Annotated in this window: 12 protein-coding genes and 1 pseudogene; 10 read left to right on the top strand and 3 right to left on the bottom strand. The window is 63.4% G+C overall.

Annotation, left to right across the window (positions count from 1 at the left end):
- The first annotated feature begins 27 nt into the window (after positions 1 to 27).
- The 4 genes from KUW62_RS10185 to KUW62_RS10170 are packed head-to-tail and all read left to right on the top strand — an operon-like array spanning position 28 to position 3,648.
- On the top strand, positions 28 to 1,002 hold the full coding sequence (locus KUW62_RS10185; RefSeq protein WP_224815372.1) for a nitronate monooxygenase family protein: 975 nt from the start codon (positions 28 to 30) through the stop codon (positions 1,000 to 1,002).
- Positions 1,002 to 2,237, top strand: a complete 1,236-nt coding sequence (locus KUW62_RS10180) for an acyl-CoA dehydrogenase family protein (protein WP_224815371.1) — start codon at positions 1,002 to 1,004, stop codon at positions 2,235 to 2,237. Before KUW62_RS10185 ends, KUW62_RS10180 begins: the two co-directional genes overlap by 1 nt.
- Positions 2,234 to 3,244, top strand: coding sequence for a phosphotransferase family protein (locus tag KUW62_RS10175; protein WP_224815370.1), 1,011 nt, complete (start codon positions 2,234 to 2,236; stop codon positions 3,242 to 3,244). The genes KUW62_RS10180 and KUW62_RS10175 overlap by 4 nt, the downstream gene beginning before the upstream one ends.
- Positions 3,241 to 3,648 carry a PaaI family thioesterase gene (locus KUW62_RS10170; RefSeq protein ID WP_224815369.1) on the top strand — a complete coding sequence of 136 codons (408 nt, stop codon included), beginning with the start codon at positions 3,241 to 3,243 and terminating at the stop codon, positions 3,646 to 3,648. Before KUW62_RS10175 ends, KUW62_RS10170 begins: the two co-directional genes overlap by 4 nt.
- 99 nt (positions 3,649 to 3,747) lie before the next feature.
- Here the strand turns inward: KUW62_RS10170 and KUW62_RS10165 are convergent, their stop codons facing one another.
- Positions 3,748 to 4,944: an FAD-binding domain-containing protein gene (locus KUW62_RS10165; RefSeq protein ID WP_224815368.1), complete on the bottom strand. Its 1,197-nt coding sequence runs from the start codon at positions 4,942 to 4,944 to the stop codon at positions 3,748 to 3,750.
- Positions 4,945 to 5,070: 126 nt separating this feature from the next.
- On the opposite strand from KUW62_RS10165, the gene KUW62_RS10160 reads away from it, so the two are divergent.
- The 3 genes and pseudogenes from KUW62_RS10160 to KUW62_RS10150 all read left to right on the top strand — a co-directional run bounded on the left by KUW62_RS10160 (position 5,071) and on the right by KUW62_RS10150 (position 7,490).
- On the top strand, positions 5,071 to 5,694 hold the full coding sequence (locus tag KUW62_RS10160; protein ID WP_224817088.1) for an ATP-dependent Clp protease proteolytic subunit: 624 nt from the start codon (positions 5,071 to 5,073) through the stop codon (positions 5,692 to 5,694).
- 156 nt (positions 5,695 to 5,850) lie between these two features.
- Complete coding sequence (gene clpX / locus KUW62_RS10155; RefSeq protein WP_224815367.1) at positions 5,851 to 7,116, top strand: ATP-dependent Clp protease ATP-binding subunit ClpX; 1,266 nt, start codon at positions 5,851 to 5,853, stop codon at positions 7,114 to 7,116.
- Positions 7,113 to 7,490, top strand: a pseudogene (locus KUW62_RS10150) (Rid family hydrolase). Before clpX ends, KUW62_RS10150 begins: the two are co-directional and overlap by 4 nt.
- On the opposite strand, the gene KUW62_RS10145 reads toward KUW62_RS10150, so the two are convergent.
- Both KUW62_RS10145 and KUW62_RS10140 read right to left on the bottom strand, forming a co-directional pair.
- Positions 7,487 to 8,488: a hypothetical protein gene (locus tag KUW62_RS10145; RefSeq protein ID WP_224815366.1), complete on the bottom strand. Its 1,002-nt coding sequence runs from the start codon at positions 8,486 to 8,488 to the stop codon at positions 7,487 to 7,489. The pseudogene KUW62_RS10150 and the gene KUW62_RS10145 sit on opposite strands and share 4 nt — an antisense overlap.
- Positions 8,489 to 8,560: 72 nt before the next feature.
- Positions 8,561 to 10,996 carry an FAD-dependent oxidoreductase gene (locus KUW62_RS10140; RefSeq protein ID WP_224815365.1) on the bottom strand — a complete coding sequence of 812 codons (2,436 nt, stop codon included), beginning with the start codon at positions 10,994 to 10,996 and terminating at the stop codon, positions 8,561 to 8,563.
- A 277-nt stretch (positions 10,997 to 11,273) separates the two neighbouring features.
- On the opposite strand from KUW62_RS10140, the gene KUW62_RS10135 reads away from it, so the two are divergent.
- From KUW62_RS10135 to KUW62_RS10125, 3 genes are read left to right on the top strand one after another with little or no spacing between them, the layout of a single operon-like run.
- The gene (locus KUW62_RS10135) at positions 11,274 to 12,005 is read left to right on the top strand and encodes a CDP-alcohol phosphatidyltransferase family protein (protein ID WP_224815364.1); all 732 of its coding nucleotides are present in this window, start codon (positions 11,274 to 11,276) and stop codon (positions 12,003 to 12,005) included.
- Positions 11,975 to 13,639: a sulfatase-like hydrolase/transferase gene (locus tag KUW62_RS10130; RefSeq protein WP_224815363.1), complete on the top strand. Its 1,665-nt coding sequence runs from the start codon at positions 11,975 to 11,977 to the stop codon at positions 13,637 to 13,639. The genes KUW62_RS10135 and KUW62_RS10130 overlap by 31 nt, the downstream gene beginning before the upstream one ends.
- Complete coding sequence (locus KUW62_RS10125) at positions 13,640 to 14,596, top strand: lysylphosphatidylglycerol synthase transmembrane domain-containing protein (RefSeq protein ID WP_224815362.1); 957 nt, start codon at positions 13,640 to 13,642, stop codon at positions 14,594 to 14,596.
- The last annotated feature ends 38 nt before the right edge of the window (positions 14,597 to 14,634 follow it).

Genomic DNA, 14,634 nt, shown 5'->3' with positions numbered 1-14,634 from the left:
GTAGCGTCGGGCAAAACGGAGGGCGCAATGGTCCAGACTAGAGATTTACCGAGTGTTTTGAGTGGTTTGCGCCTGCCGGTCGTGGGCAGCCCGCTCTTCATCGTGTCGAACCCCGACCTTGTCATCGCGCAATGCTGTGCCGGGATCGTCGGCTCTTTCCCGGCGCTGAACGCGCGCGAGAAGGAGGGGGAGCCGCCGATGCTGGAGGCATGGCTGAAGCGGATCACCGAGGCGCTGGACGCATGGAACCAGCGCAACCCGGACCGCCCGGCGGCCCCTTTTGCCGTCAACCAGATCGTTCATCGGTCGAACCTGCGGCTGGAACGCGACCTTGAAATCTGCGCCCGCTGGAAGGTGCCGATCTGGATCACGTCCCTTGGTGCGCGGGTGGAAGTGAACGACGCGGCGCATTCCTGTGGCGGCATCGCGCTGCACGATGTCATCAACAACACGTTCGCGCGCAAGGCCATCGACAAGGGCGCGGATGGCTTGATAGCGGTCGCGGCCGGGGCCGGGGGCCATGCGGGACCGCAATCGCCCTTCGCGCTGGTGCAGGAAATCCGAGAATGGTTTGACGGCCCGCTGCTTCTGGCAGGCTCCATAGCGACAGGCGGTGGCGTGCTGGCCGCCCGCGCGATGGGGGCCGATCTGGCCTACATAGGCTCGCCCTTCATCGCGACAGATGAGGCCAACGCGATGCCGGAATACAAGCAGATGATCGTCGATTCAGGTGCTGATGATATCGTAACTTCTTCTTTGTTCACGGGGGTTTCGGGCAATTACCTCAAGCCGTCGATCAAGGCGGCGGGCATGGATCCGGACAACCTGGAGAGCGCCGACGCGAAATCGATGAATTTCGGCAGCGGATCGAGCAAACCCAAGGCGTGGAGCCAGGTCTGGGGGGCAGGTCAGGGGATCGGGGCGGTCAAATCCCTGGGGCCCGTCAGCGACCTCGTCGACCGTTTGGAACGGGAATATAACGCCGCCCGGGACGCCTTGTGATGGATCTGGGTGTCTCGGACCGCGTCAAACCGCTCGTGGAGGCCGTGCGCCGCATGGTGCGCGACGAAATTGCGCCGCTCGATGCGGAATACCATGCGGAGGTGGGCAAGCATCCCTCAGGCGATCGGTTCGCAATGACCGATCGTCAGATGGAGATCCTCAAATCTCTGAAAGAGAAGGCGAAATCGGCGGGGCTGTGGAATTTTTGGCTGACGGATTCCGACGGCGGCTACGGCCTGTCGACGGTCGAATATGCGTATCTGGCCGAGGAGATGGGGGCGGTGTCCATCGCGCCCGAAATCTTCAACTGTAACGCACCCGACACCGGGAATATGGAAGTGCTGGAACGGTACGGGACTACGGATCAAAAGGCGCGCTGGTTGCCCGACCTGATGGAGGGACGGACACGGTCGGCCTATCTGATGACCGAGCCGCAGGTGGCGTCATCCGACGCCACGCAAATTTCCTTAAAATGTGAGAGACAGGGTGAGGATTGGGTCCTAAACGGCGAGAAATATTGGGCAACCGGCGCGGGTGATCCGCGCTGCGCGCTGTACATCGTCATGGCCTGCACCGATCCCGATGGGCCGAAACACGCGCGTCACACGATGTTGTTGGTGCCGGCGGACAGTGCGGGGATCGAAAAGCTGCGGCCGATGGAAGTCTTTGGCCATGACGACGCGCCGCACGGGCACATGCATATCCGCTTTACCGATGTCCGCGTGCCGGGCGACGCGGTGGTTCTGGGCGAAGGGCGCGGCTTCGAAGTGGCGCAGGGGCGCTTGGGCCCGGGGCGCATTCACCATTGCATGCGCGCCATCGGTCGGGCCGAATATGCCCTTGAGTTGATGGTGAAAAGAGGGCTCAGCCGCGAGGCGTTCGGAAAGCGCCTGGTCGATCTGGGCAGCAATTACGACATCATCGCAAATGCCCGGATCGAGATCGAGATGACGCGGCTTTTGTGCCTGAAGGCGGCCTGGATGATGGACCATGCGGGCGTTCGTGCGGCACAGCCGTGGATTTCCAAGGTCAAGGTGCAGGCGCCATTGATGGCACTGAAGGTCGTGGATGAGGCGATGCAGATGCATGGTGCCACGGGGTTGAGCCAGGACACGCCGCTGGCGCGGCTCTATTGCGATTTGCGGACGCTGCGGCTGGCCGATGGGCCGGACGCGGTCCATCGCCGCCAGGTCGCGCGGGCGGAATTGCGCAAGTTTTCCAACGACGCGCCATGACAGACCTTGATCTCGATAGGCTGCGGCCCTGGCTTGAGGTGAATATCGGGCTGCAAGGCCCTGTCGAGGTTGAGAAAATTCAGGGCGGGCAATCCAACCCGACATTCCTTGTGCGAGGCGTGGACAGGGCCGTGGTGTTGCGGCGCAAACCGCCCGGTGCGCTTCTGAAATCGGCCCATGCGGTGGACCGGGAATACCGGGTTCAGGCGGCATTGTCGGGCAGCGTGGTGCCGGTCGCGGGCATGTTGGCGCTGTGTGAAGATGAGGGCATCGTCGGCTCCATGTTCTACGTGATGGAACATGTGGCCGGGCGGACCTTTGATGATCCGCGATTGCTCGACATTGAAGCTGCGGAAAGACCCTTATTCATCAATGAGATGTGCCGGGTTCTTACAGCGATACATCAGGTTGACCTGGATACTGTCGGCCTGTCGGATTACGGCCCCAGGGGCAATTATTTCCGCCGCCAGATCGACCGTTGGTCCGCACAATACAAGGCCAGCGCGACCGGAGAGATCGCGGCGATGGATCAGCTGATGACCGCGCTGGATCGCGCGTGTCCCGAAGATGACGGGCGCGTCACACTGGTCCACGGGGACTACCGCATCGACAATCTGATGTTCGCCCCGGACAAACCGGAGGTGGCCTCCGTCCTGGATTGGGAGCTGTCGACGCTTGGCCATCCATTCGCCGATCTGGCCGCGGTCATCATGCAATGGCAGATGCCGCCCGGCGATCAGGGGCGCGGGCTGCGCGGGGTCGACCGCGCGGCGCATGGCTTGCCGAGCGACGAGGATTTCGTAGCGATGTACAGCGACCGTATGGAACTGAACCAAATAGATAATTTCGGGTTCTACGTGGCATTCTGCTTTTTCCGAATGGCGGCGATCCTGCAAGGCGTGATGAAGCGCGCCATCGACGGAAACGCATCCGACCCCGCGCGCGGCAAGAAACTGGGCGCGTTCGTTCCGCTCTACGCCGAGGCGGGGCTGGAGGCTTTGGGATGAGTGATCTGGACCCCGATCTGGCGGAGGCGCCCTATCCGCTGGAGGCGCATCTGGGCTATCGGCTGACGCGCTGGTCGAAGGATCGCGCCACGGTTGAGATGCCGATTGCGCCGCATATTCAGAACCGCCAAGGGCTGCCCCATGGCGGTATCCACGCGACGCTGTTGGACACGGCCATGGGATATGCGGGGTGCTTCACCGGGGACCGCGACGCGCCGCGGATGGCACTGACCCTGTCGCTCAACGTGAACTACCTGTCCCGACCGAAAGGCGCGCTATTGATCGCGACGGCGCGGCGGACCGGTGGCGGCAGATCGACCTTCTTCGCAGAAGGAGAGGTGCGGGACGACCTTGGCACGGTGATCGCCACGTCGACCGGCGTTTTTCGCTACAGAGACCGGTAGTTGTCCACAGGTTTGCCGCGCCTCACGTTAGGAGATACCAGAAAAACGCGACGCGTCCCAAGCGAAACTCGGATCAAGCGCGGCGAAAATTGTACATCCTCAACCCTCTTCCACAGACGCCGTTAATTCACCCAGTAATTCCGGGATTTTCTTCTTGAACCGGAAAAACCCGTGCGTGGAATGAGGCCATGCGGCGCTGTCCCAAGGCCGGATTACGCGAATAACCGGTACGTCACGGGCGGAAAGCGCTTTGGTGAGCCGCCGCAACTTGCTCGCGACCGGACCCACTGGCGCATAGGGCGTGATGACTTGTGCCGCCCGCGACGTGACGATCCAGTCGGCCAGGTGATCCACGTCGTCGGTGGTCGGACCAGACGTGCCGAACCGCTCCCCCAACCGGGACGCCGCATCCTCCACGCCACCGGTCACGAATGCCTCCACCTTTTCCGACGCTGTGCCGGGCGAGCGACCATCGCAGGCCAGGATGGCGGCATGGCCAATGACGGGCGCGCTATCCGCCGCAAAGCCGGGGGAAAGGTCATCTTCGTGGATCAGCAAAATGGTGGGTTTCGCGGGATCGCAGGGTTCCGCGACCGGCGGCGCGCGTCGTTCGGGGTGGGGCGGACCGGAGAGGGGGGCGGCCGCGACATTCAGGCTATCCGCTGGGTTATGGCGCCCATCGGTGAATTTCGCGATGTTCTCGGGTCGCGCGATATAGTGCTTGCCTTGGGTCTGAAGCCCCGCCACCCAGCGCCAGCTGAGCGTGTTGGAGGCCGGATCGCCATCCAGAAGATGGCGCATGAAGAAATCCGCGCCAGATTGCCACGGAAGGCCGAGCGTGAAGATCCAGATCGACGCGAACCACATGCGCGCGTGGTTGTGCAGATAGCCCGTCTCAACCAATTCCTGCGCCCAGGCGTTGAACGCGGCGATGTCGGTTTTCCCGGCCTCGGCCCGGTCCATGCCGTCCACCTTCCCCAGAGCCTCAAGATCGCGCCGGTATTCGGCCCAGACCTGTGGCCGCAATTCAAGCCACCCTTTCCAATAGGTGCGCCAGCAGACCTCCTGGATGAATTTCTCTGCTGCGTCGGCAGAATGATGATCCAGAACGGCGCGCAGAACCTCCGGCTCGGTAATCAGGCGATGGCGCAGATAGGGGGAGAGTTGGGAGACATGGGGATGCCCCTGATCGGGCCGGTCGTAATTGCGCAGGCTGGCGTAATCCCGCCCCGCATGGGGCACGAAGGCGGACAGGCGCGACAGGGCCGCTTGCCGGGTGGGAGAGAGTTGGGTCATGGCGGGCGAGCTATCTTGGTGGTCCGAATTATCAAGACAGGAGGCAATTCGACATATGGTGCCCTTGCAGGCCCCAAGGGGCAGACATAGTCTATGACCGACCATAAACGCGAAGAGGCAGGCGCGATGCACGATCCAGTGGAATATTTCCAGAACAACCTCGTCCCCATGGTGGTCGAACAGACCAGCCGCGGCGAACGGGCCTATGACATCTTTTCGCGCCTGTTGAAGGAGCGGATCATCTTCGTGAACGGACCGATCCACAGCGGGATGAGCCACCTTGTCGTGGCGCAGCTGCTGCACTTGGAGGCGGAAAACCCGTCCAAGGAAATCAGCCTTTATGTCAATTCACCGGGTGGCGAGGTGACGGCGGGCATGTCGATCTATGACACGATGCAATATATTCGGCCCAAGGTCTCCACCCTGGTCTGCGGCATGGCGGCGTCGATGGGCTCCATCATCGCCGTGGGTGGTGAAAAGGGGATGCGGTTCGCGTTGCCCAATGCGGAGTTCATGGTCCACCAGCCGTCCGGCGGGGCGCAAGGCAAGGCGTCCGACATCCTGATCAGCGCCAAGTCGATCGAGGCCACGCGGGAGCGGATCTATCAACTCTATGTTAAGCATACTGGGCAAGACTACGACACGGTCCAGCGCGCGCTTGACCGCGACACCTGGATGACCCCGGAAGCCGCGAAGGAATGGGGCCACCTCGACGAGATCGTGACCAGCCGCGGCGAAACGGACGATTGATGCATCCCGGCCCCACGATCCGAGGGGCCTCGGGCAGGGTCGGGAATTTGCGATTGTGGCCCGGCCAGCCCTGAATTAGGCTGTGAAAAATCCGGGATGAATACCGGCTTCGGGGGGCTGTTTCGCCCCTCGGGGACCCGCGCAAGGTGGAAGATTATGGCAAGTAATTCAGGCAGCGATTCCAAAAACACGCTCTATTGTTCGTTCTGCGGCAAGAGCCAGCACGAGGTTCGCAAACTGATCGCCGGCCCCACGGTGTTCATCTGTGACGAATGTGTCGAATTGTGCATGGACATCATCCGTGAGGAGACGAAATCCGCCGGCCTGAAAAGCGACGATGGCGTGCCGTCCCCTAAGGAGATTTGCGGCGTCCTCGACGATTACGTGATCGGACAGGCCCACGCCAAGCGCGTCCTGTCGGTGGCCGTGCATAACCACTACAAGCGCCTCAACCATTCCGACAAATCCGAAATCGAACTGGCGAAGTCCAACATCCTGCTGATCGGTCCCACCGGCTGTGGCAAGACGCTGCTGGCTCAGACGCTGGCGCGCATCCTCGATGTGCCGTTCACCATGGCTGACGCGACGACCCTGACCGAAGCGGGGTATGTCGGGGAAGATGTGGAAAATATCATCCTGAAGCTGTTGCAGGCCAGTGAATACAACGTCGACCGGGCGCAGCGCGGCATCGTCTATATTGATGAGGTCGACAAGATCACGCGCAAATCCGACAACCCCTCCATCACCCGCGACGTCTCGGGGGAGGGGGTGCAGCAGGCGCTTCTGAAGATCATGGAAGGCACGGTGGCGAGTGTGCCGCCCCAGGGCGGGCGCAAGCATCCGCAGCAGGAATTCCTGCAGGTGGATACGACCAACATCCTCTTCATCTGCGGCGGTGCCTTCGCGGGCCTCGACAAGATCATCGCGCAGCGCGGCAAGGGTAGCGCCATGGGTTTTGGCGCCGATGTGCGCGACCCCGACAGCAAGTCGGTGGGCGAATATTTCAAGGATCTGGAACCCGAGGACCTGCTGAAATTCGGTCTGATCCCGGAATTCGTGGGGCGCCTGCCCGTCATCGCCACCTTGGAAGACCTGGACGAGGACGCGCTTGTCACCATTCTGACCCAGCCGAAGAACGCCCTGGTCAAGCAGTACCAGCGCCTGTTCGAGCTGGAGGACGTGAAACTCAACTTCACCGACGACGCGATGAACGCGATTGCCAAGCGCGCCATCGAACGCAAGACCGGCGCGCGCGGCCTGCGGTCGATCATGGAGGATATCCTGCTCGACACGATGTTCGATTTGCCGGGCGCGGAAGGCGTGGAAGAGGTCGTGGTGAATGAGGAGGCGGTCGGCTCCGACGCGCAGCCCCTGATGATCTATTCCGACAAGGCCAAGGAAGAACCGGCCAGCGCGGGGTGATCCGCCGCATCCGCTCGGGCGGGGCGTTCGAAGACAAGGTTGGTTATTGCCGGGCGGTTGTTGCGGGCGGAACCGTCTAAATTGCCGGAACGTGTGCCCATGCCGATGACATGCCCACCGACATTTTCGGGCAATGTGCCTCTGCACTGCGCGTGATCGAAACGGCCCTGTCCGAGGCGGGAACCGATCTGAACCACGTCGTCCGCGTCGTCTATTACATGGTCGATATCACTGAGTTCGAGCTGTGTTGGCCGCTTTTGCGCGACGCATTCGGGGCGCATCCCCCGGCGGGGACCGTGATCGAAGCGAAGCTGATCGACCCCTCCGACCGCATCGAGATCGAGGTGACGGCAGTTTTGCCGGACGGCGACTAGCGCAGCCAGAGGTTGTTGCGCTTGAGCGTGTTGCGGATCGCCTGTTCTCGGCGGGGCAGGTCGGCGCGGTCGAAGAGCGCACGCGCCTTCTGTCCCTTGGCTTGAAAGATCATCCGCTTCATCGGTTCGTAATTCTTCAGCACTTTCTTGATCTTGTTGGGGGCCGCGACCTCTTCCAACGTGTCGACGACACGCTGATCTTCGCGGGCGTAGAGCAGCGGTAACACCCTGTAATGGCAGGTGGTTTTGCCGTCGAGCCAGCCCGGTTCCAACGCGTCGCGCCCGCCGCCGAAGGAGTGGATCACGAGGGGCAGGGCGACCTGGTCGAGCCACGGATCGAGGACCTGACAGACGATTTCCTCGGGCGCATTGTCGCGGATCGTGACGGCGTATTCCGTGAAACGCGCGCCGAATTCGTGGGGGCAGGTGAAGTAGAAAAAGCCCGCATTGAAATAGAGGTAGCGGCGCCAGTATTCGTCCGGCTGGCTGGTGTCGAGCGAGCTTTCGAAATCCAGCCCGAATAGATCGTAGAGCGATTTCCACATGCCGGTATAGCCGGGTCCGTACAGTTCCGGCTTTGGCCACGTGCCGTCCACCCGCAAGCTGGCCGAGGGTTTGGTGAAGTCGAAAGGCACCTTCGTCAGATCGTCCAGGACCAACGTGTCGGTATCGAAGAACACGAACGGCTCCCCCTTGGGCAGGGCGGCCAAAGCCTCGATCTTGTTGCCGTAGGGGTAGTATTCGCCGAAATAATTGTTTTCGAACGGGAGTATCTCCGCGCCCAGGTCGTCGAGCAGCGCGCGGACACCCGGATCGCCCATGCGTGGATCTTTGGACCAGCGACCGTTGGGCTGCGGCTCACACACAAACAGGCGACCCGGAAAATCGGGATTGGCCGCGCGAAACGAGGCAGCGAAAAGCGCGGCTTCGTACTGCAGGCGACCGTTCTGGCCCACGATCATCACGTTGAAAGGGCGCGCCTTGGCTTTTTTCGCCATTGTCTGAATGTCCCGCTGCTCGGCCGTTGTTTTGACCGAGTATAGCGTTAACGGAACAATCCTGCCACGGGGTTACTGAGCCGGTTCGTGCAGGATTTCCGCCCCGCGCAGGCGGACGCCGCCGGGATCAAACGGCGGCTCGGCCAGGACTGTCGCGGAATGTGGGCGACCGAGGATCGCGACATAAACAATGTCACCGGGTACGACCGTTCCGGCCTTGAGGTAGGCCAGCGCCAAAGACGCCTCCACCCCAAACCCGTATCCGCCGGAGGAGACCTGGCCAATCGGCGTGCCGTCGGGCAGGAAAATCGGCTCGGACCCTGACGCATCGGCGTCCGTCACGTCGATGGACAGCAGGTGAAGCCCCTCTCGCTTGGGACGGTCGGCGATCTTCAGCCATGCAGCCTTGTTGAGGAAGTCCTTGTCGCGCTTGATGAGGCCGTCCAGTCCGCATTCCTGCGGCCAGTATTCCGGGGAATAATCGCGCCCCCAGGAGCCGTAGCCCTTTTCCAGCCGCAACGACATCAGGGCGCGGCTGCCGACGGGGCCTGCGCCGACCTCCCGGCCTGCGTCCAGCAGGGCGGTGTAGAGCGTGACCTGATCGGCCTCGGCGCAATGCAATTCCCACCCGAGATCGCCGGTGAAAGAGACACGGAGTGCCACGCAATCGACGCCCGCGACGGTGATGCGCTGCGAACGGAAGAACGGAAAGGCCTCGTTGGACAAATCGGCATTCGTGAGACGCATCAAGAGGTTGCGCGATTGCGGCCCGGCGACGTTGAAGCCGCAGGTCGCGTCGGTCAGGCTGTCGAAGGTCGTGCCATCGGGCAGCGGGATCGCGCGGAAGAAGCGCTGGTGAAACCGCTCCGCCGCGCCACCGCCGAGCACCCAGAATTCATCTTCGGCCAGCCGCGTCACGGTGAAATCGCCCGCCACGCCGCCGCGCTTGCCGATTAGCGGCGTGAGGCAGGACCGGCCCACGGCGCGCGGCATCCGGTTGGGGAACAGCGCGTTCAGCCATGCCTCCGCCCCGGCCCCTTTCACGCGGTATTTTGCGAAGTTGGAGATGTCGATGATACCCGCATACTCGCGCAGCATCCGCGCTTCGCGGCCGACGACATCCCACCAGGGCTGTCGCTTGAAGCCCGCGCTGTCATCGACATTTTCATCAAAGAAAGCAGGATGTTCCCAGCCGTAGTTCAACCCGAATCTCGCACCCATTTCCGCCTGCATCCCATAGGCGGGCCGGGTGCGCACCGGGCGACCCGCAGCGCGCTCTTCTCCGGGAAAGTGGATCTTGAACCGGTGGGCGTATTGGTCGCCCACCCGAGCCTTTGTGAAATCCTTGCCCGCCCAGACGCCGAACCGCGCCATGTCCCACGCAAAAAGGTCTAGTGACGGCTCCCCCTCGATGATCCACTCGGCGGCAAGCCGCCCGAGCCCGCCATTCTGGGAAAAGCCCGGGATGATGCCGCAACAGGTGAAATAGCCCGTGAGTTCCGGCACCGGGCCGAACAACGCATTGGCATCGGGCGACCAGATCATCGGGCCATTGATGACGCGCTTGATACCCGCCTCTCCCACGACGGGCACCCGGTCGATGGCGCGCATCATGTTGTCTTCGATCCGTTCCAGATCATCGGCGAACAGCTCATGCCCGAAGCCCTGCGGCGTGCCGCCTTCGGCCCAGAAGCGCACGTCCTTTTCGTAGGCGCCGACCAGCAGGCCCTGACCTTCCTGGCGGAGGTAATATTCGCCGTCCCGGTCGGCGACCGAGGGCAAGCGGTTTTCCATCGCGGCAATCTCGGCGATGGTTTCCGTCACGAAATACTGGTGTTCCGTAGGCAAAAGCGGCAGGTCCAGACCCGCCATCGCGGCCACCTCCCGCGCCCAAAGCCCGACTGCATTCACCACCCATGGCGTGCGAATGTCGCCCTTTTCGGTGCGCACGATCCAGGTGCCGTCGGGCTGCTGTTCGGTTCCCGTCACGGGGCAGAAGCGGATGATCTCGGCCCCCCGTTGGCGCGCGCCGAGGGCGTAGGCACTGGTGACGCCCGAGGGATCGACATTGCCGCCATCGGGCTCGAACATGATGCAGCGGATGCCGTCGTAATTGACCAGTGGGTGCAGACGCTCCGCCTCGTCGCGGCTGACCTCGTGGAAATTCATCCCGTAACGGCGGGCCTTGGCCTCTTGCAGGCGCAGTTGGTGTTCGCGGTCCTCGGTCTGTGCGAGGTAGAGGGAACCCGGCTGAAACACGCCACAGGATTGGCCGGTTTCCTCTTCCAACTCCTTGTAGAGATTCATCGTGTAGTGCTGAAGGCGCGAGATGTTCGTGCTGTCATGCAGCCCGTGGATATTGGCCGCCGCGTGCCAGGTGGAGCCGGAGGTCAGCTCATCGCGTTCGAGCAGAACCACATCTGTCCAGCCCGCTTTGGCGAGGTGGTAAAGGATCGAGCAGCCGACGACGCCACCTCCGATGACAACGGCTTGGGCGTGGGTTTTCATCGGCGCGCTCCTCGGTCGGTCCGGGATCAGGGTCGCGGGGACGCGGCGCGGATTCTGGTCATTGAGCGACGTGGAAGGGTCGAATTTGGGCCAAGAGCGCCCGATTGCTCGACCGGTAGACGGCAATATATCCTTCGAACACCGCCCGGGTCCGGCGCGCAATCCTGCACTGTCGGGTTTGTCATTTTCGGGCCGCGCCGCTAGGTGGTAGAACGGCGAAGTCGTCGATGCCATCCCGAAATCGAAAGCGAGCAAGGGCCGTGTCCCCAAGCAATCTATGGTGATCGAGAACAAGCCGTTATCGGCCCACGCGCCGCAGGGGGCGCGACTGCCCGTGCGCGCATTTGCGGGTGTTGGTGCGGTCGGTGCGTTGGGCGTTTTGGGGATGGGCCTTATCTCGTCGGGCGGAGCGTTGGCGGTGGGCCTTGCGGCCTATGCCGCGGCATTGGTTGTGGCCCGCGCGGGCCTTCTTCGCAGCTATCCCCACGGGATCCTTGGCTGGTGCAACGCGGTGACGTTGCTGCGGCTCGCGCTGGTGTGCGGATTGATCGGGTGGCTGATCGCGCCACCGAACCCGTGGCTTGTCTTCGCCGTGGCCGCCTTCGCTTTTGCGGCCGATGGCCTTGACGGCTGGCTCGCGCGGCGGGAGGGCCTTTCGTCCGGGTTCGGGGCGCGGTTTGACCTGGAGGTCGATTCCGCGCTGGCTCTGAGCCTCGCGCTCCATGGCTACCAGTCGGGCGCGGTAGGCGCCTATGTCATTTTGCTCGGCTTGCCCCGTTACGTGTTTTTCGTGGCGCAGGCAGTCTGGCCCTGGCTCGGCGCGGACCTTCCGGAACGGTTCAGCCGCAAAGTCGTATGCGTCGTGCAGATCGCAGCCTTGCTGGCGGTGCTTCTGCCCATTGCGCCACCGGCTCTCGCCCAGACGCTTGCGGGCGGCGCGGCGCTCGGCCTCGCCTGGTCCTTCGCGCGGGACGTGGCATGGCTGCGGCAGAACGGGGCGCGCGCATGATGGGGCAGATGAACGGGCGTGGGATCGCGCGGCTGATTGCGGCGACATTGATCCTTCATCTGGTGCTTGTGCAGCCGAACCACCCCGACGCGCTGAGCTGGGGCGCGTTATTACTGTTTCCGTTGGAGCTTCCCGTTCTGATCTTTGCACTTTTGGCGCTTGGCGCGGGGCGTGCGGGTCGTGTCTTTCGTTGGGGCGTCACGGTGGCGCTGAGTGTCATTGTCGTGCTGAAAGCCGCGGATTTCGTCAGCTTCACCGCGCTGTCGCGGGGCTTCAACCCTGTCTCCGATCTGGCGTTGGTCGATGCATTCGTCCGCCTTCTGGTGGGGGCCATTGGTCCCTTTCTTGCGGTCTTGGTCTGTGTGGCCGCGCTGGTGGGCATCGTTCTGCTGGCCATCGCGATCTGGTGGGCCACGGGTGTCTGGGCGCGGGTATCGGTACCGCGCGCGGTGACACGGGTCTCGGGCGGGTTGGCGGTTGTGGCGGCCGTGATCGCAGCGGCGGAAATCGGTCAGGCGATGCGAGTATGGGCCCTTCCGGTCACGCCGCCGGGCGCTGCCTTCACGGCGCGGGTCGGGGTCGAGCGGGTCATCATGGTACGCGATACCTTGCGCGAATTGCGTGCCTTCCGCAGCGCGATGGCCGACGACCCCTACCGGGGCAGGGCGGACCTTCTGGACCGGATCGACCGCGATGTGGTCGTGATCTTCGTGGAAAGCTACGGGCGCGCGAGCCTCGATACGCCGCTCTATGCCGACCTGCATCGCGGGACGTTGGCGCGGTATCAGGCGCTGCTGGAGGAGGCGGGGCTCACCCTGCGCTCGGGCATCTTGTCTGCCCCCACGCGCGGCGGGCAAAGCTGGCTGTCACACGCGACATTCGCCAACGGGCTTTGGATCAACGACCAGATCCGCTATGGCGCGGCCCTGTCTTCGGGCCGCGAAGGGCTGTTCCACCACGCCGCGCAGAACGGCTTTCAGACCGCAGTCGTGATGCCCCAGATCACGCTTGATTGGCCGGAGGTGGAGCGGATGGGGTTCCAGACCGTGCTGGTGGCCGAGGACCTGGGCTATGAAGGGCTGCCTTTCAACTGGGTGACCATGCCCGATCAGTTCACGCTGGCGGCCCTTGACCGGCTGGTGCGTGACGGGGCGGAGGACCCGTTATTCGTGCAGGTCGCACTCGCGTCCTCCCATGCGCCGTGGGTCCCGGTGCCTCAGGTCCTGCCTTGGGATGCGATCGGTGACGGGCAGATTTACAACGAGGTCGCGATGTCGGGCGATCCGCCCGAGGTCGTCTGGCGCGACCGCGACCGGGTACGCGCGCAATATCGGCTGGCGGTGGATTATTCCCTGCGATCTGTCATGGAATACGCGCTGCTTCACGCCGACGACCCACCGCTGCTGCTGGTGATTGGGGACCATCAGGCGGCGGAATTCGTGGCGCTGGACGATCGGCCCGACGTCCCGATCCATGTCATCGGACCTGCGAGGCTCGTGGACCCGCTGGCCGAAATCGCGCCGACCGGCGGTCTGCTGCCGGGCGATGACGTTCCGGTGATCCCTATGGACAGACTGCGCGATATTCTGTTGAACGTGTATACAACTCAACCAATACAAGGCGTTGCGGAGTAAGTGTTTTACGCTCGACCCCCATCCATCTGGCTTTGGCGCTGCCTGAAGCTTGCCGGTTTCGCCGTTGTTGTGTGGCTGCTTTGGGCGTCGGTGGATTGGGCCGAGGCATGGGCGCTTCTGCGGCAGGCCGACCCCGCGTGGCTTGCGCTTGCCGTGGGCGCGTTGACGCTTCAGACCCTGCTGTCGACGCAGCGTTGGCGGGTCACAGCAGGCCAGCTTGGTCTGTCGATCCCCCGTGCGGATGCGGTGCGCGAATACTATCTGGCCCAGGCCGTGAACCAATCGCTGCCCGGCGGCGTGGCCGGCGATGCCGGGCGTGCGGTGCGCGCGCGCGCCCAGGCCGGTCTGGCCATTTCTGCGCAGGCCGTGATCTACGAGCGTCTGGCCGGGCAATTGGGGCTGATCTGCGTCCTGGCGGTGGGCCTCGCGCTGCCCCTTCTGGCGCCCGTTGGTATCACGTGGCCCGAATGGTTGATGGGACCAATCGCGCTGATCCTGGCGGTCGCTGCGGCCCTGCCCGTACTGGCCATTGCGATCCAGCGCCTTTGCGCGCCCCAGGGGCGACTGCACCGGGTCATTGCGGACTTCGGACACGCGGTGTTCGGGCACGGCGTGCGCGTGCAGCAAATCGGGCTGAGCCTTGCAACAGCGGTCCTGAACGTGGCCGCTTTCGGATTCTGCGCCTATGCCATCGGCGTAGACCTACCCGCCTTGGTCGTGGCGAGTATCGTGCCGTTGATCTTGTTTGCCATGGTCCTTCCGATGTCCATCGGCGGGTGGGGCCTGCGGGAAGGGGCGGCGGCGCTGCTTTTCCCGGTGGTCGGCTTCAGCGCCAGCGCCGGGCTGGCTGCAAGCGTTGCATTCGGCGTGGCCTTCCTGCTCACCATCCTGCCCGGCGTCATTTTGTCATGGGCGGCACCGCGCATCCCGGCTTTCGGTCGGCGTTCCGCGCGCTAGGTCTCATCATAACACAAATCACCTCAAGATCGTCTCCG

It is taken from the genome of Hasllibacter sp. MH4015 (genome assembly GCF_020177575.1).
In the GTDB taxonomy this organism is placed as follows: domain Bacteria; phylum Pseudomonadota; class Alphaproteobacteria; order Rhodobacterales; family Rhodobacteraceae; genus Gymnodinialimonas.
Note: the sequence above shows the minus strand (reverse complement) of the source record. Positions and strands in the feature narration are given on the sequence as shown.

Coding starts and splice junctions, on each gene's coding strand:
- KUW62_RS10180 (WP_224815371.1), top strand. CDS start 1,002: ATGGATCTGGGTGTCTCGGACCGCGTCAAACCGCTCGTGGAGGCCGTG.
- KUW62_RS10170 (WP_224815369.1), top strand. CDS start 3,241: ATGAGTGATCTGGACCCCGATCTGGCGGAGGCGCCCTATCCGCTGGAG.
- clpX (WP_224815367.1), top strand. CDS start 5,851: ATGGCAAGTAATTCAGGCAGCGATTCCAAAAACACGCTCTATTGTTCG.
- KUW62_RS10185 (WP_224815372.1), top strand. CDS start 28: ATGGTCCAGACTAGAGATTTACCGAGTGTTTTGAGTGGTTTGCGCCTG.
- KUW62_RS10140 (WP_224815365.1), bottom strand. CDS start 10,996: ATGAAAACCCACGCCCAAGCCGTTGTCATCGGAGGTGGCGTCGTCGGC.
- KUW62_RS10135 (WP_224815364.1), top strand. CDS start 11,274: ATGGTGATCGAGAACAAGCCGTTATCGGCCCACGCGCCGCAGGGGGCG.
- KUW62_RS10130 (WP_224815363.1), top strand. CDS start 11,975: ATGGCTGCGGCAGAACGGGGCGCGCGCATGATGGGGCAGATGAACGGG.
- KUW62_RS10175 (WP_224815370.1), top strand. CDS start 2,234: ATGACAGACCTTGATCTCGATAGGCTGCGGCCCTGGCTTGAGGTGAAT.
- KUW62_RS10160 (WP_224817088.1), top strand. CDS start 5,071: ATGCACGATCCAGTGGAATATTTCCAGAACAACCTCGTCCCCATGGTG.
- KUW62_RS10145 (WP_224815366.1), bottom strand. CDS start 8,488: ATGGCGAAAAAAGCCAAGGCGCGCCCTTTCAACGTGATGATCGTGGGC.
- KUW62_RS10165 (WP_224815368.1), bottom strand. CDS start 4,944: ATGACCCAACTCTCTCCCACCCGGCAAGCGGCCCTGTCGCGCCTGTCC.